The sequence below is a fragment of the Bradyrhizobium sp. McL0615 genome (genome assembly GCF_049993905.1).
Taxonomy (GTDB): Bacteria; Pseudomonadota; Alphaproteobacteria; order Rhizobiales; family Xanthobacteraceae; genus Bradyrhizobium.
This window is the reverse complement of the sequence record NZ_CP188254.1, coordinates 919,626-938,943: the sequence shown is the minus strand read 5'-3', so window position 1 is coordinate 938,943 and position 19,318 is coordinate 919,626. Positions and strand designations below refer to the sequence as shown.

The following is a 19,318-nucleotide window of genomic DNA, read 5'->3' as shown; positions in this document are numbered from 1 at the left end:
TTCCCCATCTGCCCCGCCGTGCTCTATACTGTTTGCGAGACCTTCCGCGGGAGAAACCGATGCCGAACGACGTCAGGGACCTGCCGGCCAGCAATGACGGCCTGTACCGCTTCCTCGGCGGCTCGCCGCTGGCGGTGGCGTTCCGGCTGATCCTGCTGTCGATCCTGGTCGGCGTGGTGCTCGCCGCAATCGGCTTCGATCCCTGGAATATCCTGCACAGCATCCAGATGCTGTTCCGGCGGCTGTGGGATCTCGGCTTCGACGCCGTCAACTGGCTGTGGCGCTACTTCCTGCTCGGCGCTGTCATCGTGATCCCGATCTGGCTGCTGTCGCGGCTGTTCGGCAGCCCCCGCGGGCGATAGATTGAACGCGTAAGGCCGCAGCCGATGCAATTGCGATTTGTCGGCTGCGGCGACGCGCTCGGCTCCGGCGGCAGGTTCAACACCTGCTTCCACGTCACGGGTAACAGCGTCAATTTCCTGATCGATTGCGGCGCGTCGTCGCTGCCCGCGCTGAAACGCCTCGGCATCGTGCGCGACGACATCGACCTGATCCTGATCACGCATTTCCATGGCGACCATTTTGGCGGCCTGCCGTTTTTGCTGCTGGACGCGCAGTTCACGCGCCGCGCCCGGCCGCTCGTCATCGCCGGGCCGGCAGGTATCGAGACGAAGCTCGCCAATTTGATGGAGGCGCTGTTCGAGCATTCCTCAAAGACAAAGCAGCGGTTCGATCTCTCGGTCGTTGCGCTCGAGCCGGAGCAGAGCCGGGCGTTTGGCGAGCTCAAAGTGACGCCGTATCCCGTGGTTCACGGCGAATCCGGCGGGCCATTCCTGGCCTATCGCATCGAGGCCGAGGGCCGCGTCATCACCTACAGCGCCGATACCGAATGGACGGATATGCTGATCCCGGCGGCGCGCGGCGCGGACCTGTTCATTGCCGAGGCGTATTATTACGACAAGCTCGTCAAGAACCATCTCAGCCTGAAGACGCTGGAAGCGCACCTGCCTGAGATCAACGCCAAGCGGCTGGTGCTGACGCATATGAGCGAGGACATGCTCGCTCGGCTGGGCGAACTGCCCTATGCGGCTGCCGAAGACGGCATGATTGTCGAGCTCTAGGCATGCATTCGCCCGTAACTGCATCCAGGGTCACGACGGCACAGGTATTTGCCATCGCCGGGCCCGCGATGGTCGCGAACCTGACCACGCCGCTGATCGGCATCGTCTCGACCACGGCGATCGGCCGGCTCGGCGACGCCACGCTGCTCGGCGGCGTCGCGATGGCCTCGGTACTGTTCGACTGCATGTTCTGGCTGTTCGGCTTCCTGCGCATGAGCACGGTCGCCTTCACGGCGCAGTCGCTCGGCGCCGGCGAGACGTCGGAATTACGCGCGATCCTGCTGCGCGGGCTGATCGTCGCGGCGCTGGTTGGGGCTGCGCTGATCGCCCTGCAGATTCCGCTCGCCACCCTTCTGCTCAATGCGATGGGCGGCAGCGAGGGCGTCACGAATGCGGCCCAAACCTACTTCATCATCCGGATCTGGTCTTCGCCGCTGGCGCTCGGCAATTATGTCGTGCTGGGATGGCTGATCGGGCAGGCTCGCGCCAAATTGGCGCTCGGCATGCAGATATCAATCAACCTCATCAACGTGGCGGCGACCGTCGTGCTGGTGCTGGTGTTCGACTTCGGAATTGCTGGCGCGGCCATCGCGGCGTTAATCGCGGAGGCCGCAGGCTTCGTGCTCGGTTTGCTGGTCGCGCGCCACCTTTCGAAAGGGCAATTCGCGGCTTCCCGCGCTTTGCTGTTCGATCGCGCCAAGCTGGCGCGAATGCTTTCCGTCAACCGCGACATCATGATCCGCACCGCGTCGCTGATCGCGGCGTTTTTGTTTTTCACCGCGCAGGGCGCGCGTGCCGGCGACATGACGCTGGCCGCCAATGCGGTCCTCAACAATTTTCTGCTGTTCGGCGCGTTTTTCCTCGACGGTCTCGCCAATGCAGCCGAGCAGCTCTGCGGCCGTGCCTATGGCGCCCGCGACAAGGCGGCCTTCGCAGGCACCGTAAAACTCGTCGTGATGTGGGGCTTTGGCTTCGCGCTCGCAGTCGCCGCCTGTTTCCTGGTGTTCGGGCCTGCGTTTATCGACATCATGACGGCGAGCGCGGAGGTGCGGCGCATCGCGCGGGATTATCTGCCGTTCGTGATTTTTGCGCCGCTGCTTGGCGTATTCGCCTTTGCCTTTGACGGCATCTATATCGGCGCGACCTGGGCGCGCGACATGCGCAATCTGATGGTGGCTTCGCTGTTGATCTTCCTCACCGCATGGTTTGCGCTACGATCGTTCGGCAATGCCGGACTATGGGGCGCGCTGCTGGTGCACTACGCCGCCCGCGGCGGGCTGGAAGCGCTGCGTTATCCAGCGCTGTTGAAGAAGTCGTTTACTCGTAGCCCGGATGGAGCGCAGCGCAATCCGGGACCTTGGTGCAAGCGGTTAGTCTGTCCCGGATTACGCTTCGCTCCATCCGGGCTACGAGAATGCGGCTACTGCACCGGCCAGTCCTCGGCCGTGATCGTCGCCGCATCCGCGCCGACGATCTCCGACAGCGAGTCGCGACCGGTCCGCAATAGCGTCGAAGCCAGATCGTTCTTGATGTCCTCGACCAGGCCAAGCCCCTTGTAGACCAGCGACGAATAGAGCTGGATCAGGCTGGCGCCGGCGCGGATTTTTGTGAGCGCCGCGCCACCGGAATCGATGCCGCCGACGCCGATTAGTGGAAATGCACCTTCGGTGCGGACATAGGTCTCGGCCACCATCCGCGTCGACAATCGAAACAGCGGGCGCCCCGACAATCCGCCCTGCTCTTTCGCTCTCGCCTGTTCACGCAACACCGAGGGACGCGCCAGCGTCGTGTTGGCGACGATCATGCCGTCGACCCGGCGCGAGCGCGCGATGTGCACGACGTCATCGAGTTCGGTCAGGCTGAGATCCGGTGCGATCTTCAGCAGCACCGGCGAATCGCCGGCATTCTTGCGCACCCGCTCGCGCGCATCGATGACCTTGGCGAGCAAATCGTCGAGCGCCGCGGATTGCTGCAAATTGCGCAGGCCCGGCGTGTTCGGCGAAGAGACGTTGACGGTGAAATAGCTCGCCACCGGCGCGAACGTCTCGATCAGCTTGACGTAGTCGGCGACGCGGTCGGACGAATCCTTGTTGGCCCCGACATTGACGCCGACGATGCCGCCATGGTTGGCGCGCGCCGCCAGCCGGCGCAGCGCAACCTCGGCGCCGTCATTGTTGAAGCCCATGCGGTTGATCACGGCTTCATCGCGCTCGAGACGAAACAGCCGCGGCCGCGGATTGCCGCCCTGCGGCTTCGGCGTCACCGTGCCAATCTCGACAAAGCCGAAGCCGAGCCGCAACAGCGCGTCGGGCACCTCCGCGCTCTTGTCGAAGCCTGCGGCCATGCCGATCGGATTGGGAAAATTCAGACCGAAGGCCCGCACCGCCAGCTTGTGGTCGTCGGCCCGCGGCTTGACCGGCGGCAGCAGCCGCAGGCCTTGAATGGCCATGCGATGCGCGTCCTCCGGATCGAACCAGCGCAGCAGCGGCAGCGAAAAGGCATCGAAGGCGCGGATCACGGGATAAGCTCCGGAATGTCGTGATAGCCATCCGATCGCGCGCGCATGTCGAGAATGGCGGTCACCGCGCCGAGATCGAGTTCGCCATAGAGATGCGGAAACAGTTCATCGTTGCGCGAGGGCTCCCAACGCAAGGCATCGCCGAGCGTGTCCGCATCGACCGCGACCAGAAACAGGCCGGTCTGGCCGAAATAATGCTTTCGCGCCGTTTCGGCGACCTGCGACGCCGTGGAGAAATGAATGTAGCCGTCGCGCAGATCGTCGGGACCGCCCCGGTAGACGCCCTGCCGTTCGGCCTCGCGCCAGGCCGAGGCGGGAGTGATTTTATAGATCGTGCGCACGGCTTTCCGGGCTTGTCGTTGAGACGGTTGGGATTTTCCCGGAAAATGGCCGGGTGGCGGCCGACCGTAAAGGCGGCAGGCCGCCAACTCAAGCGCTGCTGCGGCAGGCAAAGCGCCTGTCCGGCTCTGATTCGACAGAACGGCGTGCCAATTTCCTGTTTTGCGACGTTTTCTCCCCACGAACCGGCATCCATCCTACCGGAGAGCGCCAAGGGAGATTTGCACAAACCGGCCGAATGAGGCAATAATTCCTAGGCGATTCAGAGATTTGCGATGGCGAGACAATCCAAGGCGCAACGGATTCTGACCCACAGCCAGGTCTGGACCGCGCTCGACCGGCTGGCCGAACGCGCCGGGATGTCGCCTTCTGGCCTCGCCAAACGCAGTGGCCTGGACCCCACCACCTTCAACAAATCCAAGCGCATCACCGCCGACGGCCGCGAACGGTGGCCATCGACCGAATCGGTTTCCAAGGCGCTGGCCGCAACCAATTCATCGATCGACACCTTTGTGCAGTTGATCGGCGACGGCGCGCGCAGCCTGCAATCGGTGCCGCTGCTGGGGCTGGCGCAAGCCGGCAGCGGCGGTCATTTCGACGACAGCGGCTTTCCCGCCGGCCGAGGCTGGGACGAGGTGGCGCTGCCACAGGCCTCCGATGAGCATGCCTATGCGCTGGAGATCTCCGGCGATGCGATGAAGCCTGCCTATCGCGACGGCGACATCATCGTGGTGTCGCCGGGCACGGCGATCCGGCGCGGCGACCGCGTCGTGCTCAAAACATCTGATGGCGAAGTGATGGTCAAGGAATTGAAGCGCCGCACCACCAGGACGCTGGAACTGGCCTCGCTGAACCCGGCCCAGGCCGACCGTACGCTGGATGCCGACGACGTCGCCTGGATCGCAAGGATCGTGTGGGCGAGCCAGTAGGATTGTCGCCACCGTGACGGATGTGCTGAGCGACCTGCTGCAACATTCCCTTCGCATCGTGTTGTGCGGGACCGCCGCGGGGACGACATCCGCGGCCGAGCGGGCCTACTACGCGCACCGGCAAAACAAGTTCTGGAAGATCCTTCACGAGACGAGGCTCACGCCGGAGCAGTTGCAGCCGCGTCAATATCGCAGCCTGCTGCAACATGGGATCGGCTTGACCGATCTCGTGAAAGCAGGCGCGGGGATGGACCGCGCGACGCTTCCGAAACTGACGCCGGCGGATCGCGCGCGATTGAGCAGCGCCATCGCAACATTTCGCCCGCAATTCCTCGCCTTCACCAGCAAGACGGCCGGACAGAAATTCTTCGATGGCAAGCGAGAGTACGGCGAGCAGGCGGAGGTGATCGGCGACACCAGGGTGTGGATATTGCCGTCGACCTCCGGCGCCGCCAATGGAAGCTGGCGTCCGGAGATCTGGCAGCAGTTTGCGGATGAGGTGAGAGCGGCGGGGTGACGCCGTCCCTTCTCCCCTTGTGGGAGAAGGTGCCGTAGCGAAGCGAAGGCGGATGAGGGGTTTGTCTCCGCGAGCCCTGCTCGTTGAAGGAACCCCTCATCCGGCGCTTCGCGCCACCTTCTCCCACAAGGGGAGAAGGGAAGAAGGGAAGAAGCGCTACGTCGCGTAGTCGGGCTCCTTGCGGTCCAGCATCCGCTTCAGCGCATCGAAGTGCCGCTGGGCCGGGGTCGGCCCCTTGTAGAGCTGCTCGTCCTTGTAATCGCGCTTGGTTTTCTCCACCACGGGCGCCGGAAGCTGCTTCAGCCTCTGGCCGGTCCACATGGCGTAGATCTGCACCTGGGCGGCGCGCTCGACGTAATACAGCATGTCATAGGCGTCCGCGACGGTCGCGCCGACGGTGGAGATGCCGTGATTGGCCATGAACAGCACGGACTTGTCGCCGATCACGCCGGCCAGACGCGCACCTTCGGCCGGGTCGAGCGCCGGACCGGTATACTCGTCGTCATAGGCAATGGCGCCGGAAAGGCCGACTTCAGTCTGGCCGATCTCCTTGATGCGGGGATCTTCGAGCCGGGTCAGCGCGCTGGCATAGGGCATGTGGGTGTGAAACACCGCTTTCGCCTGTGGCAGCGCCTTGTGGATCGGGGCATGGATGCAATAGCAGGAGCGCTCCACCTCGCCTTCACCGCGCTTGACCTCGCCGTCGTCGATGCCGACTTCCATGAAGCAGGACGCCGTGACCTCGGACCAATGCATGCCGAACGGAATCTGGTAGTAGCGGTCGCTGCGGCCCGGCACCACGAAGGTCAGATGGTTGAAGATGCCTTCGGAAAAACCCTGGTTGAACGCCAGCCGGTGCGCCGCGGCGAGGTCGATACGCGCCCGCCATTCCTCGGTGCTGTAGTTCTCGAGCGATTGCGGCGAAACCCTGAACTGCATAAACCTTCTCCCGCTATGCTGCCTGCCCCTCAGCGGGGGCTTCGATGGCTGTTATGCGAGTCATTGTAGCGCAATCCAGCGCGGCCGTGGCTGAAATTGCGGCGGGCCTGCTATCTCAATTTGTCGCGCCTTCCCTTCTCCCTTGTGGGAGAAGGTGCCGGAGCGAAGCCGAGGCGGATGAGGGTCTGTCTTCGCGAGTCATGCTCGTTGAGAGAACCCCTCATCCGGCGCCATAGCCGATGCAAAGCATCGGCGTTCTAAGAGACGGCGGCCATAAGCCGCCTATGCCACCTTCTCCCACAAGGGGAGAAGGAAGATTACGCACTCCTCGCCAGCGCGCCGTCGATCATGTTGACGGCGTTCTGCACGCCATACACCGCGACGAACGAGCCGAAGCGCGGGCCCTTCTCCTGGCCGAGCAGCACTTGGTAGAGCATGTTGAACCAGTCGAGCGAGACGCCGGGCCGGCCGTCCTTGCCCTTCTTCACCGGATCCAAAAACGGCTCGCGGCGGCCGATTTCGTAGACCACGTTCTGGATGTCTTCGGCGCTCGATCCCGCTGGCAATTGCGACAGCGCATCGCGCAGATCCTGCAGCGCTGCGCGCTCGCCGTCGGTCGGTTCGCGGAACAGCTTCGTTGGCGCCACGAAGTCGCGATAGTAGTTGATGGCGTAGCCGACCATCGCGTCGAGCTTCGGATGGGTCTGCGGCGTCACGCCCGGGCGATAGCGCCCGATGAAGCCCCACAGCGTCTCGGCGTTTTCCGCATTCGATGACGACACCAGCGTCAGCAGCAGCTGGAACGTGACCGGCATGTCGGCCTTGGGCGGCTTGCTGGAATGGATGTGCCAGACCGGATTGGCGAGCTGCTGCTTGGCATCCTGCCGCGTAAAGCCGTCGAGGAATTGCTGATAGTCATCGACGTTGCGCGGGATGACGTCGAAGTACAGCCGCTTCGCCGCCTTCGGCTCGCGGTACATGAACAGCGACAGCGATTCCGGCGAGGCATAGCGCAGCCATTCGTCGATGGTGAGGCCATTGCCCTTCGACTTCGAAATCTTCTGGCCCTTTTCGTCGAGAAACAGTTCGAAATTGAACCCCTCCGGCGGCGTGCCGCCAAGCGCCGAGCAGATCTTGCCGGAAAGCTTCACCGAGTCGATCAGGTCCTTGCCGGCCATTTCATAGTCGACGCCGAGCGCGAACCAGCGCATCGCCCAGTCCGGCTTCCATTGTAGCTTGCAGTGACCGCCGGTGACGGGAACGGTGACGCTCTCCCTGGTCTCCGGATCTTCATAGGAGATGGTGCCGGCCATGGCGTCATGCGCGGTCACCGGCACGTAGAGCACCAGCCCCGTGCGCGGGCAGATCGGGAGGAATGGCGAATAGCTTGCCGCGCGCTCCTCGCGCAGCGACGGCAGCATGATCGCCATCACCTTCTCGATCCGCTCCAGCATGCGCAGAAGCGCCGCGTCGAACTTGCCCGAAGTGTAGTAATCGGTCGCGCTCGCGAATTCGTAGTCGAATCCGAACTGATCAAGGAAGGCGCGCAGCCGCGCGTTGTTGTGCTGGCCGAAGCTCGGATGGGTGCCGAAGGGGTCGGGCACCTTGGTCAGCGGCTTGCCAAGATTGGCTTCCAACAGTTCCTTGTTCGGCACGTTGTCCGGCACCTTGCGCAGGCCGTCCATGTCGTCGGAGAACGCGAGCAGCCGCGTCTTGATCTTGTCCTCGGTGAGCACGCGGAAGGCATGGCGCACCATCGAGGTGCGCGCGACCTCGCCGAAGGTTCCGATATGCGGCAGGCCCGACGGGCCGTAGCCGGTCTCGAACAGCACCTCTTCCTTCGGGCTTTTCTTCAGCCGCGCGACAATCGCCTTGGCCTGCTCGAACGGCCAGGCATTGGATTGTTCGGCGAGCGCGCGCAAATCGCTCGGGCTAAAGGGAGGATCGATCATGGACATTTATCAGGGCTCTCTTCGGAAGCCGCGGAAACTAGCGTTTCCGGGGCAAAATGCAAAATGACGGGCGGTCCGTAGGGTGGGCAAAGGAGCGCAAGCGACGTGCCCACCATCTCTCACCGACCCGCAGCTGCGATGGTGGGCACGCTTCGCTTTGCCCACCCTACGAAGCTGACGAGGGGTCAAAACGGGCTGATGGAAAAATACCGCAGCCACAAATCCGTGAAGCGGCCTTTCTCCCAGAGCCGGAACAGCGCCCAGTTCAGCGACGTCCGCAGCAGATCGTTGCCCTTGCGGACGGCGATGCCGATGCCCTCGCCGAAGTAGCGGCTCTCGACAAAGGGCCCGCCGGAGAAGGCGCAGCATTCACCTGAATCGGTGCCGTTGATCCAGAACGCCAGCGAGATCGCGTCGCCGAAGATGAAGTCGACTTCGCTCCGCCGCAGCGCCAGCCGCAGTGCGTCGTCATTGCCGTAGGACTTGATCTCGGCGTCGGTGAACATCGCCTTCAGATAGGCCTCGTGCGAGGTGCCGGCGATGACGCCGACCTTCTTGCCTTCGAGATATTCCGGGCGGACCTCCGGCATCACGGCGTCGCGCCGCGACACGAAGCGCGCCGGCGCGCGGTAATAGGGATCGGTGAAATCGAGTCGGGCACGCAGGGCCGGCGTCACCGCCATGGAGGCGATGATGGCATCACCCCGGTTGCTGGTGATGGCGTCGACCAGCGTCTCGAACCGGCGCATCTGAACGGTGCAGGAAATCTTGATCTCGTCGCACAGCGCGCGCGCCAGATCGACATTGAAGCCGGCCGGATTGCCATCGGCGCCGGTGAAGTTGAACGGCGGGTAATCGGTCTCGGTCAGGAACCGGATCACGGTGAGGCGCGACATGTCCGGCCGGTCCGGACGCCGCCGCGGATCCCAGAAACCGGGCACCGCCTGCGGAGCCGCCCCGACCGCCGGGCGGGGCTGCGTTTGCGCCTGCGCCGCAGCACCGCCAGCCGCCATCAATGCAGACGCGACCAGAAACCCGGCCAGCCAGGCGCTGATGGTTCGATGCAGTCTTGAATTGGTTAACGGGGCGTTAGGATATGGCATCTTCGGCAATGCTAGCGGAATTTCACGGCCTTATAGACCATCCGGCCCGCGATGCGAGGACCGTTTTACGGCTTTTGGCGAGCCTTGCCGGCTCAGAGATACCGCTTCAAATCCTTGGCGGCTTCCTCCGGCGTCCGTTTCAGGTTGAAGGGCGCGACGAAATTGCCGTCGCGGTCCATCAGGTAGATCAGCGCGGTATGGTCCATGGTGTAGTCGCCGTCCTTGAGCGGGACTTTCCGGGCATAGACCCGATAGGCCGAAATCACCTTGGCCACCGCCTGCGGCTCGCCGGTCAGCCCCTTGAGATGCGGATCGAAGCTGGAGAGGTAATCCTTCATCGCTGCGGCCGTGTCGCGCTCGGGATCGACGGACACGAACCACGCATTGACCTTGTCGGCGTCCGTGCCCATCGCCTTCAGCACTTCCGAGATCTCGAACAGAGAGGTCGGGCAAACGTCCGGGCAGTGGGTAAAGCCGAAGAAGATCAGCGTCGGCTTGCCCTTCAAGCTCTGCTCGGTGACGGCCTGGCCGGCCTGGTCGGTCAGTTGAAAGGGCCCACCGATCGCTGCCGGCGCCGTGACGGTGCGCAGGCCGCCCATCGCCCACAGCATGATCACCAGCCCAACCACGAGGCTTGCGGCGAAGGCAGCGATAATCACCAGCGGGCGGATCGTCCGGTCCATCGTCGATTTCCTTTTCGCCGTATCAGAAGCAGGCCGAGATGCCAGCGGCGATCATTTCGAAAAACACCGCGGTGCCGTAATGGAACCACAATGCCGCCGCCCCGAGCACGGCCAGCGCGCTCGATGTGGCTGCGCTCCAAACAATGATCGAGGCCACCCTGCCCTGACGCGGGGTCGCGGTCATCATTCCGTCTTGGGTGGAAATCGGCTGAGCCATGCGTTTCAGATAGGGCTAGTTCCGGGGGCAGGCAAGCGGAATGGCCGCGCCCGACATCACGTCATGCGGAGGGGCAGGCTGGCGAGAGGTGCACGAAAAGTAAATGGCCGGGAAGACCCGGCCACCACGTCACTTTTGCGGCGAAACGCCCTGGTTCAGCGCGAAGCCGGCTTGTTGGCGGAGGCCTGCGCGTCGAGGTAGCAGGGCTTGTACATCGACTGCAGTTGCTTGCCACGCAGGAAGATCATGCGGGGGGTCAGGCCGCCGCGCGCAGCAATCCATTTGCGGACCACCGGCGGATACATCGAATACAGCATGTGGGTGGCTTCGGTGTTGGTGACGGCGCGGCCGTTGGAGCCGAAATCCCAGGCGGCATGGAAGCCGAGATTGGCGTGCGAGGTGACGCAGATCCGGTCATGGGGAACCGCGCCGAGCACGATGGTACAGGCCGAGGCGCACAGGCCGTCGATGATGACGGTTTCGCCCGAGGTGCGCAGGCCCTGGTACTTGTCGACATAGGTGCCGATCCGGCCGCCGCGGTCGTCGGCTATCCGCACCACCGCCTGGCTCGTCCCCACTCCCGCCAGCAGCAGTACCGCGGCAAGCAACCCCGTCAGCAGCTTCATTTCCCAGCCCCAGTCGAAGAATGTCGAAACCGAATCTGATCGTCTCAGTGATGCAAGACAGGATGTAGCGTCGTTTGAGATCGTGATTTTGTCTAGGCAGACACAGCTCCTCAAAACAAATTCAAATCAAGTGTTGCCGGGCCGCTGCACCCTCCGCGCGAAAAGGTCCCAAACTGGAACAAGCGACTCTCGCCGAGGTGGCGACGGGGTTACAGGCAAGCTCCCTTTGGCGTTGACCGCGCACAAGGACGCGGGCTTGAATCATAAATGGCACGGGGGAGGAAACGATGACTGAGGTCACAGACGTAATCGTGGTCGGCGGCGGACTGGCCGGGCTGGTCGCAGCGACGGAGATCGCAGATGCCGGCAAGCGCGTCGTCGTCGTCGACCAGGAAGGCGAGCAAAGCCTTGGCGGACAAGCCTTTTGGTCGTTCGGCGGACTCTTCCTGGTGGACTCTCCCGAACAGCGCCGGCTCGGCATCAAGGATTGCTACGATCTCGCGTTGCAAGACTGGATGGGGACCGCGGGCTTCGACCGCGACGACGACCATTGGCCGAAGCGGTGGGCGGAAGCCTATGTCGCGTTCGCGGCCGGCGAGAAGCGCGACTGGCTGCGCGCGATGGGCCACCGTATCTTTCCGGTGGTCGGCTGGGCCGAGCGCGGCGGCTATGACGCGATGGGCCACGGCAATTCGGTGCCACGCTTTCACGTCACCTGGGGCACCGGCCCCGGCATCGTCGAGCCGTTCGAACGCCGCGCACGCGAAGCGCAAAGAAACGGCCGATTAACGTTTAGGTTTCGCCACCGCGTCGACACACTCGTGATGACGAACGGCGTGGTCGAGGGCATCAGCGGCTCGGTGCTCGAGCCTGACAGCGTCGAACGCGGCAAGAGCTCGTCACGCAAGGTGATCGGCGATTTCATGCTGCGTGCACAGGCGGTGATCGTCGCCTCTGGCGGCATCGGCGGCAACCACGACATGGTCCGGCAGAACTGGCCGAAGCGCCTGGGCGAGCCGCCGAAATTTATGATCTCCGGCGTGCCCGAACATGTCGACGGTCGCATGATCGGCATCACCGAGGCAGCCGGCGCTCGGCTGATCAACCGCGACCGGATGTGGCATTACGTCGAGGGCATCCAAAACTGGAATCCGATCTGGCCGCGCCACGGCATCCGCATCCTGCCTGGCCCGTCCTCGATGTGGTTCGACGCCACCGGCAAGCGGCTGCCCGCGCCGCTGTTCCCGGGCTCCGACACGCTCGGCCAGCTCGAATACATCATGAGCACCGGCTACGATTACTCCTGGTTCATCCTGACCCAGAGCATCATCAAGAAGGAGTTTGCGCTCTCCGGCTCCGAGCAAAATCCTGACCTCACTGGCAAGAGCTGGCGCATGACGATCAAGCGCGCCACCAACAAGGGCGCACCGGCACCGGTGGAAGCGTTCAAGAAGAACGGCGCGGATTTCATCGTGCGCGACAATCTCGCCGATCTCGTCAGCGCGATGAACGCGCTGTCCGGCGACAATCTGCTCCAGCTTGATCACATCAAGGCGCAGATCGAGGCGCGCGACCGCGAGATGTCAAACCCCTACGTCAAGGACGCGCAGGTGATGAACATCCATAACGCGCGGCGTTATATCGGCGACAAGCTGATCCGCACCGCGAAGCCGCATCGCATCCTCGATCCCGAACATGGCCCGCTGATCGCGGTCAAGCTCAACATCCTGACGCGCAAGACCCTGGGTGGCTTCGAGACCGATCTGGACTCGCGCGTGTTCGGCAGCAACGGCGAGATCATCCGGGGACTTTATGCCGCAGGCGAAGCCGCAGGCTTCGGCGGCGGCGGCGTGCACGGCTACCGTTCGCTGGAAGGCACCTTTCTCGGTGGCTGCCTGTTCTCAGGGCGAAATGCGGGACGCGCGGCGGCGAAGGCGGCAGGGTGAAACGCGTTCTCGTCAAGCCCTGACATAGCCGTCTGAAGGACAGCGTCGCTTTCGCTCGCCTAAGCCGAGGTTCAATGCAAATAACGCAGTAGCCCTCACGACCCGAGCGCGCTAAGAAGCCGCCGCCCCTCACAGGAGAAAAACATGACCATCCAGCGCTTCGAAACCGGACCTCGCATGAGCCAGGTCGTCGTCCACGGCAACACCGTCTATCTGGCCGGCGTCGTCGCCAGCAACGCGGCCGGCAAGAGCGTGACCGAACAGACCCAGGACATCCTGGCGACCATCGACAGCCATCTCGCCAAGGCCGGCACCGACAAGTCGAAGCTGCTGTCGGCCACGATCTACATCACCGACATGAAGACGTTCGGCGACATGAATAAGGTTTGGGACGGTTGGGTGTCGGCCGGCAATACGCCGGCGCGCGCCACCGTCGAGGCCAAGCTGGCCTCGCCGCAGTACAATGTCGAGATCATGGTGGTCGCGGCGAAGTAACGCCATGCGCCACAGAGAATCTTGCCTCGGATTGCACGCGCAGTCCGGGGCATTTTCATATCACGCGCTGATCCTCGTGCCGGCGGCATCGCCGATGTCGGCCTGGAGCCATCGGGCGATCCGGCGCCAGGAATGGCCCAAGACCTTGCGTCCCATGAAAAGACTGAGGTGGCCGCACGGCTCGCAGGCCTGTTCCAGCCACGCCGGCCGCGTGCCCAACAGTCGTGCGGTGGCGAACGCCTGATCAATGGGAACGACGATGTCATCCGCTCCCGCCAGCAGGAAGACCGGCACGTGCACCTCGGCGAGATCGATCCTGTGACCGAGCGCCACGAAGCGGCCTCCGGCGATCTGATTCTGCCGGAAAACCTGGTCGGTCACCTCAAGATAATAGGTCCCCGGCAAATCCAGCGTCGCGTTGTCCCAGCGCTCGAAACGATCCAGCAGCCGCCCCGCCTCACCCGATCCATCGCCGAGATTCCGTTGCAGCACGGCTTCCACGTCTTGCTGGTTGAACGGAAGATTCCAGAGCTTGAGCATGTGCTCGCCGCTGACGAGCCCGTCGCCCTGCTGCACCATCTGCTCGAAGGCTTGCTGTGGAAGTGCGGCCACCATCTTCGAGAGTTCTGACGGCGTGGAGATATCGACAGGGGCGCCTGCGAGCACGAGCCGCCGCACCTTGCCGGGAAACCGGGCGGCATAGACCAGCGACAGCCATCCGCCCTGACACAGGCCGACCAGATCGACCGGCGCGCCGATCTCGTCGATCGCCACATTGAGATCGGCGAGATAATTGTCGATCGAGAGATAGCGCATTTCCGGCGAGGCAGAGCGCCAGTCCGGAACATAGATCCGGTTCACCCCGTCTTTCTGCAGCGCCTCCACCAGACTGTGGCCGGGTGCAAAGTCCGCAATCAGCGCGCCGTGAAGCGCATAGGGAGCGCAGACGACAACCGGCTGCTGCGCCCTGTTCCCCCGCGAAAACTCCCGCAATCGCATCGATGGAAGTTCCAGCACCACCGCGTTCGGCGTGGTCCAGGCCAGCGGCTCCTGCTCCGGCGCGCGGGAAGGCGCGGATTTCTGAGCGGCGAACAATTGCGCATAAGAGTGCAGCGCCAGTTTCGTGGCTTCCAGCGGCCACAGCCAGACCTGCTGCGCCCAGTCGGCGCCCGCATGCGGGTCCTTGGTCTGTTCTGCCATAGCGGTTCACCGATTGACCATCCCACCATGATGAGGATGGCGAGGGCCCAGGCTTTGACCCCGATCAAAACCAGCGAGGTCGGTCAGCTTCTACGCCAAATCTCGCGCAGGCCCCAGCCCGATCAACGGTCATGCGACCGCGGGTAACGCGGCCGCGGCCGCGCCGTTCCCCTATGCCGCCCGGGCCGTGTTCCCCTCCGCCTCGATCCGCCGCGCCAGCAGCCAGCGGAAATAGGTCAGCGCGGCATCCGCGCCGATGGCGAGCAACTGATAGTTCGGATCGGCGTCGAACACTTTCTGCTGCGCCTCGATGATCGCCAGATCCTCGTTGAAAGCCTCTTCGAGGCTGTTGCGCAGCGACAGCGCGATGTTCGGGTTGTCGAGGTCGAAATCGTGCAGATAGTTCCAGAAGAAATGCGTGGTGCTGCGCGTCTCCGGGGTCATGAATTGCGCGTTGCGATACTGCCGCGTGCCCGGCACCTGGACGCCTTTCTCAGCACCCTGCCCGGCCGGCGCAAACATCGTGTCGAGCAGGAAGATGCCGGGGATCAGCATGCGGCCGATATTGCGGCGATCGATCTTGTCGGTCTTGTTGGAAATCACCTTGCAATGATAGGGCGGCGGATCGGCGCTCATGTGCCAGCGCTCGACGCGAAACCCGTCATCGAGCTTCTCGATCGCGACCGGTTTGGTCTTGTAGGCATATTCCTCGGAGCCGCCGAGCGTATGCGTATGCACGAAGGCGAGATGGGCGAAGTCGCTCAGATTGTCGACGATCAAGAGCCAGTTCGCCTTGTAGTGCATGTAGCCGGGCAAGCCCCGCCATTTGGGATCGGCGAGCGGCGGATAATCCACGATCAGGTTCGGATCGGCCTGTTCGATATCGCCCATCCAGATCCAGATCAGATTGTAGCGCTCGACCACGGGATAGCCGCGCACGCCGAGCTTGGGCGGGATCACGTCCTGGCCGGGGATCTGGATGCACCTGCCGCCCGGCTCGAACTTCATGCCGTGATACATGCAGCGGATATCGTCGCCTTCGATCCGGCCCATCGAGAGCGGCGCCGCGCGATGGCAGCAGCGATCGTCGAGCGCGACGACCCTGCCGCTGGCGCCCCGATAAATCACCACGGGCCGTTCGAGAATGGTGCGGGCGAGTTTTCGGCCGTCGATCAGCTCGTGATTCCAGGCCGCGACATACCAGGAATTGCGCAGAAAGATTCCGTCATCCGACATGCCGTTTCTCCCTCGGTGTGTTTTGCGAACCGCGCTGCTTTTGTGTCATCTTCTATGGGATAGGCGGCTTCGCTTGTATCCGGATTTCCTGGACACACCGTCCCGCCACATGGACGATGGCCCCGATGGACTGGCGCGATTGGGAGCTGTTTTGCGAGGTGGTGCAGCATGGCGGCTTTAGCGCCGCCGCGCGCGTGCTCGGCCATCCCAAGTCGAGCCTCAGTGCTGCAGTGCAACGGCTGGAAGCCAATCTCGGCCTGCGTCTGATCGAGCGCACCACACGCCATTTGCGGCTGACGGATGCCGGCGACACCATCTATCAGCGGGTTCGGCCGCTGTTCATTGCGCTGCACGATACGCATGGCGAGGCGCTGGCGATGAGCAGCGCCGTCGCCGGCACGCTTCGCATCAAGTCGCCCTACGAGTTCGGCGCGCACCATGCCGGCCCGGTCGCGCTCGAACTGATGGCTCGCTATCCGGATCTCGTGATCCGGATCGATGTCGAGCACGAGATCGTCAGTCCCGTCGCCGAGAATTACGACATCGTGTTTGCGATGCTGGAACAGCCGCTGCCGTCGACAGGAATCGTTATTCGCAGGGTGTCATCGCTCGAGCGCGGACTATACGCGGCGCCGGCGCTGGTGGAAAAATTCGGCGAGCCGCGCACGCTGGAAGAGCTCGCCCGCCTTCCGATGCTGACCGGCCCCAACGACGCGCCCTGGGCGCTGACCACACCGGCCGGCGTCACCGAACATCTCACGGTGCAGAAAGCGCGGCTGGTGAGCTCGAACGCCGACATCCGCTTGCAGGCGGCGCTCGCCGGCCTCGGGGTGTTGCGGGTGACGGCGAGTTTTACCAACGCGGCGGTGGAAGCGGGACTGCTGCGGCGAATCCTCACCGATCATGTCTGCGAGCCGCTCAACATTCACGCACTGCTGCCGGCCCGCCAGTTCGTTCCCGCAAAAGTGCGATGCTTCCTCGACGCCCTGGACGCTCATGGCCGGGGCGGCGGCGGAACGCAGGACTTGCAAAATCGAATTCCTTGACCTCGGAAGGTCAATTCTTGACCTCCGAGGTAATCGATTGGCGCGTACGAACCTTCGATAGTGGGTTCAGCCGAAATATCCGGCGCTACCGAAGGAGAGCAACATGACCGATCACAAGACCGTCGCGAGCCGCTACATCGATTTGTGGAACGAGCGGACGCCAAGCCGCCGCCGCGAAATTCTCAGCCAGAACTGGACCAGCGATGCCCGATATGTCGATCCGCTGATGTCGGGCGATGGCCATGACGGCGTCGATGCACTCGTCGCCGGCGTGCAGCAGCGCTTTCCGGATTTCAAATTCAGGCTGATCGGCGAACCCAACGGCTTTGGCGACCACGTCCGTTTCTCCTGGGGGCTGGGCCCTGACGGCGGCGACAGCCCGATCAAGGGCACGGATTTCGCCGTGCTGAGCGACGGCCGCATCCGCAGCATCACCGGGTTCCTGGATCAGGTGCCGAAGGCGTAGCGGGGTGTAGGGTGGGCAAAGCGAAGCGTGCCCACCCTCGTCAACCAGCGAAGGTCATGGTGGGCACGCTTCGCTTTGCCCACCCTACGAAGCTACAAAGCCGAAATTATTTCGGGAACCTCCCTCCCCTTGACGCATCCAACCCCAATACCCTGTTATTGGTGGACATCATGCGCCAGGCCCAGATACCGCAAATCGCGCCCGTCGAATCCGGCGACACCGAACTGGTGCGGCGGGCGCTGGCGCGTGACGAGGCGGCGGTTCGCGCCATCATGCAGGCGAACAACCGCAGGCTCTATCGCCTCGCCCGCGGCATCCTGCGCAACGACAGCGACGCCGAGGACGTGGTGCAGGAAGCCTATGTCCGCGCCTTCACCCATCTGGAGAGCTTTCGCGGCGATTCCAGCCTGTCGACCTGGCTGTCGCGGATCGCCATGAACGAGGCGCTGGGCCGGCTGCGCCGCCGGCGGCCCGCCGTGGAACTGGACTCCTTGCCGCAAGGCGCGCTCGAAGCGGAGATCATCCAGTTCCCCCTCTCCGCCGCCGCCGATCCGGAAAAATCCATGGCCCAACGTGAAATTCAAGCCGTCGTCGAGCACGCCATCGATGAGTTGCCGGAGGCCTTCCGTCTCGTCTTCATCACCCGCGTGATCGAAGGCATGAATGTGGAAGAGACCGCCGAGATTCTCTCGCTCAAGCCCGAGACGGTAAAGAGCCGGCTGCATCGCGCCCGCAACATGCTGCGCGACATCGTCGAGAAGAAGATTGGCCCGGTGGTGATGGAAGCGTTTCCCTTTGCCGGCAAGCGCTGCGAGCGGCTGACGGACGCCGTGTTGAAGCGGCTGGATTTCTAGCGCAACCGAAAGCGGGGGCTTTCATCCTTCGAGACGCGCGCAAGCGCGCTCCTCAGGATGAGGTGTGATCGTGATCCTCATGTTGAGGAGCGCGGCATCGCCGCGCGTCTCCGGACGATGCGCTGCATCGCCGGGCGAACCATGAAAGCCCAACTGCTGTCCATCCGCTGCAATTATCCGGGAACCTCTCCACTCCAAGACCATCCAACTCCTGTGCATCAACAACGCGCGGCATCTGCCCCGCGCCACAGGAGTATCAACCATGTTCGTTCGATTGAGCGCGGCGATCGCCGCACTAAGCCTGCTGACCGGCCCCGCGCTGGCGCAGGGCGCAAAGCCCACCGATCCGCAGATCGCGCATGTCGCCTACACCGCAGGGGTCATCGACATCGCCGCCGCCAAGCAGGCGATCGAGAAGGCCGGCAACAAGGACGTCAAGGCATTCGCGCAGGACATGGTGCGCGACCATGAAGCCGTGAACAAGCAGGCGCTCGATCTCGTCAAGAAGCTGAAGGTGACGCCGGAGGACAACGACACCAGCAAGGCGCTGTCGAAGCAGGCCACTGAGAAGCTCGCCGAACTCGCCAAGCTGAAAGGCGCGGACTACGACAAGGCCTATGTCGCCAACGAGGTCGCCTACCATAAGGCCGTCAACGGCGCGCTGGAGACGCAGTTGATTCCGTCGGCCAGCAATGCCGAGTTGAAAAGCCTGCTGCAGACCGGCCTGAAGATTTTTCAGGGCCATCAGCAACATGCCGAACACGTCGCCGCCACGCTGAAGTAAGGAGCTTGCCATGCGTCCGGGACGCTATCTGCTGGCTATGGCCGCCCTGCTGCTCGGCGCGATAGCCGTTCCGGCGCATGGGGCGACGATCCAGATCACGATCGACAATATGGTGTTCGCACCGACTGAGGTTTCCGCCAAGGTCGGCGACACCATCGAATGGATCAACAAGGATGTGCTCGCGCACACCGCGACCGCCCGCAACGGCGATTTCGACGTGACTACGCCGCCGAAAAAGACCGTCATGTCGATTCTGAAGAAGGCCGGCACGGTGGAGTATTACTGTCGCTTCCATCCCAACATGAAGGCCGTGCTGACGATCGCGCCGTAGCGTCGTCCGCCTTTGT

General features: G+C 63.5%; 21 protein-coding genes and 1 pseudogene. 12 read left to right on the top strand and 10 right to left on the bottom strand.

Annotated features, from left to right (window positions below; all coding sequences use genetic code 11):
• Nucleotides 1–59 precede the first annotated feature (59 nt).
• The 3 genes and pseudogenes from ACPPVP_RS04390 to ACPPVP_RS04380 all read left to right on the top strand — a co-directional run.
• Complete coding sequence (locus tag ACPPVP_RS04390; RefSeq protein ID WP_214492052.1) at nt 60–362, top strand: DUF6460 domain-containing protein; 303 nt, start codon at nt 60–62, stop codon at nt 360–362.
• A 24-nt stretch (nt 363–386) separates the two neighbouring features.
• Entirely contained in the window at nt 387–1,121 is a 735-nt protein-coding gene (locus tag ACPPVP_RS04385; RefSeq protein WP_426531645.1) for an MBL fold metallo-hydrolase, read from the top strand.
• A gap of 2 nt (nt 1,122–1,123) precedes the next feature.
• Nucleotides 1,124–2,446: pseudogene (locus ACPPVP_RS04380) on the top strand (MATE family efflux transporter); the annotation flags it as partial.
• Nucleotides 2,447–2,541: 95 nt separating this feature from the next.
• On the opposite strand, the gene ACPPVP_RS04375 reads toward ACPPVP_RS04380, so the two are convergent.
• Both ACPPVP_RS04375 and ACPPVP_RS04370 read right to left on the bottom strand, forming a co-directional pair.
• On the bottom strand, nt 2,542–3,639 hold the full coding sequence (locus ACPPVP_RS04375) for a quinone-dependent dihydroorotate dehydrogenase (RefSeq protein WP_426531643.1): 1,098 nt from the start codon (nt 3,637–3,639) through the stop codon (nt 2,542–2,544).
• Nucleotides 3,636–3,980, bottom strand: coding sequence for a DUF952 domain-containing protein (locus ACPPVP_RS04370; protein ID WP_426531641.1), 345 nt, complete (start codon nt 3,978–3,980; stop codon nt 3,636–3,638). Before ACPPVP_RS04370 ends, ACPPVP_RS04375 begins: the two co-directional genes overlap by 4 nt.
• 273 nt (nt 3,981–4,253) lie before the next feature.
• Here ACPPVP_RS04370 and ACPPVP_RS04365 point away from each other — a divergent pair, with 273 nt between their 5' ends.
• Entirely contained in the window at nt 4,254–4,907 is a 654-nt protein-coding gene (locus ACPPVP_RS04365; RefSeq protein WP_426531639.1) for a S24 family peptidase, read from the top strand.
• A gap of 13 nt (nt 4,908–4,920) precedes the next feature.
• Complete coding sequence (locus ACPPVP_RS04360; RefSeq protein ID WP_426531637.1) at nt 4,921–5,424, top strand: mismatch-specific DNA-glycosylase; 504 nt, start codon at nt 4,921–4,923, stop codon at nt 5,422–5,424.
• Nucleotides 5,425–5,580: 156 nt separating this feature from the next.
• Here ACPPVP_RS04360 and ACPPVP_RS04355 read toward each other — a convergent pair whose 3' ends face one another.
• The 6 genes from ACPPVP_RS04355 to ACPPVP_RS04330 form a co-directional block, all read right to left on the bottom strand.
• The gene (locus tag ACPPVP_RS04355) at nt 5,581–6,363 is read right to left on the bottom strand and encodes a class II aldolase/adducin family protein (protein ID WP_426531635.1); all 783 of its coding nucleotides are present in this window, start codon (nt 6,361–6,363) and stop codon (nt 5,581–5,583) included.
• A 317-nt stretch (nt 6,364–6,680) separates the two neighbouring features.
• Entirely contained in the window at nt 6,681–8,321 is a 1,641-nt protein-coding gene (locus ACPPVP_RS04350) for a lysine--tRNA ligase (protein ID WP_426531633.1), read from the bottom strand.
• Nucleotides 8,322–8,500: 179 nt separating this feature from the next.
• Nucleotides 8,501–9,328 (bottom strand): transporter substrate-binding domain-containing protein, encoded by an 828-nt coding sequence (locus ACPPVP_RS04345; RefSeq protein ID WP_426537662.1) that lies wholly within the window; start codon nt 9,326–9,328, stop codon nt 8,501–8,503.
• A 182-nt stretch (nt 9,329–9,510) separates the two neighbouring features.
• Nucleotides 9,511–10,101: an SCO family protein gene (locus ACPPVP_RS04340; protein WP_426531631.1), complete on the bottom strand. Its 591-nt coding sequence runs from the start codon at nt 10,099–10,101 to the stop codon at nt 9,511–9,513.
• Nucleotides 10,102–10,123: 22 nt separating this feature from the next.
• Entirely contained in the window at nt 10,124–10,285 is a 162-nt protein-coding gene (locus tag ACPPVP_RS04335) for a hypothetical protein (RefSeq protein WP_426531629.1), read from the bottom strand.
• A gap of 188 nt (nt 10,286–10,473) precedes the next feature.
• On the bottom strand, nt 10,474–10,944 hold the full coding sequence (locus ACPPVP_RS04330; RefSeq protein WP_426531627.1) for a hypothetical protein: 471 nt from the start codon (nt 10,942–10,944) through the stop codon (nt 10,474–10,476).
• A 287-nt stretch (nt 10,945–11,231) separates the two neighbouring features.
• Between ACPPVP_RS04330 and ACPPVP_RS04325 the strand changes: the two genes are divergently transcribed.
• Together ACPPVP_RS04325 and ACPPVP_RS04320 are read left to right on the top strand one after the other, a co-directional pair.
• On the top strand, nt 11,232–12,890 hold the full coding sequence (locus ACPPVP_RS04325; RefSeq protein ID WP_426531625.1) for an FAD-binding dehydrogenase: 1,659 nt from the start codon (nt 11,232–11,234) through the stop codon (nt 12,888–12,890).
• 144 nt (nt 12,891–13,034) lie between these two features.
• On the top strand, nt 13,035–13,385 hold the full coding sequence (locus ACPPVP_RS04320; RefSeq protein WP_426531623.1) for a RidA family protein: 351 nt from the start codon (nt 13,035–13,037) through the stop codon (nt 13,383–13,385).
• A gap of 60 nt (nt 13,386–13,445) precedes the next feature.
• On the opposite strand, the gene ACPPVP_RS04315 is transcribed toward ACPPVP_RS04320, so the two are convergent.
• Both ACPPVP_RS04315 and ACPPVP_RS04310 read right to left on the bottom strand, forming a co-directional pair.
• Nucleotides 13,446–14,585, bottom strand: a complete 1,140-nt coding sequence (locus tag ACPPVP_RS04315) for an alpha/beta fold hydrolase (RefSeq protein WP_426531621.1) — start codon at nt 14,583–14,585, stop codon at nt 13,446–13,448.
• A 171-nt stretch (nt 14,586–14,756) separates the two neighbouring features.
• Nucleotides 14,757–15,821 (bottom strand): Rieske 2Fe-2S domain-containing protein, encoded by a 1,065-nt coding sequence (locus ACPPVP_RS04310; RefSeq protein ID WP_426531619.1) that lies wholly within the window; start codon nt 15,819–15,821, stop codon nt 14,757–14,759.
• A 125-nt stretch (nt 15,822–15,946) separates the two neighbouring features.
• Between ACPPVP_RS04310 and ACPPVP_RS04305 the strand changes: the two genes are divergently transcribed.
• From ACPPVP_RS04305 to ACPPVP_RS04285, 5 genes are all read left to right on the top strand, one after another.
• Nucleotides 15,947–16,867, top strand: a complete 921-nt coding sequence (locus ACPPVP_RS04305; protein WP_426531617.1) for a LysR family transcriptional regulator — start codon at nt 15,947–15,949, stop codon at nt 16,865–16,867.
• Between the two features lie 103 nt (nt 16,868–16,970).
• Entirely contained in the window at nt 16,971–17,333 is a 363-nt protein-coding gene (locus ACPPVP_RS04300) for a nuclear transport factor 2 family protein (RefSeq protein WP_426531615.1), read from the top strand.
• Between the two features lie 170 nt (nt 17,334–17,503).
• Nucleotides 17,504–18,187, top strand: coding sequence for an RNA polymerase sigma factor (locus ACPPVP_RS04295; protein ID WP_426537660.1), 684 nt, complete (start codon nt 17,504–17,506; stop codon nt 18,185–18,187).
• A 262-nt stretch (nt 18,188–18,449) separates the two neighbouring features.
• Entirely contained in the window at nt 18,450–18,971 is a 522-nt protein-coding gene (locus tag ACPPVP_RS04290; protein WP_426531613.1) for a DUF4142 domain-containing protein, read from the top strand.
• 10 nt (nt 18,972–18,981) lie between these two features.
• Entirely contained in the window at nt 18,982–19,302 is a 321-nt protein-coding gene (locus ACPPVP_RS04285) for a cupredoxin domain-containing protein (protein ID WP_426531611.1), read from the top strand.
• Nucleotides 19,303–19,318 lie beyond the last annotated feature (16 nt).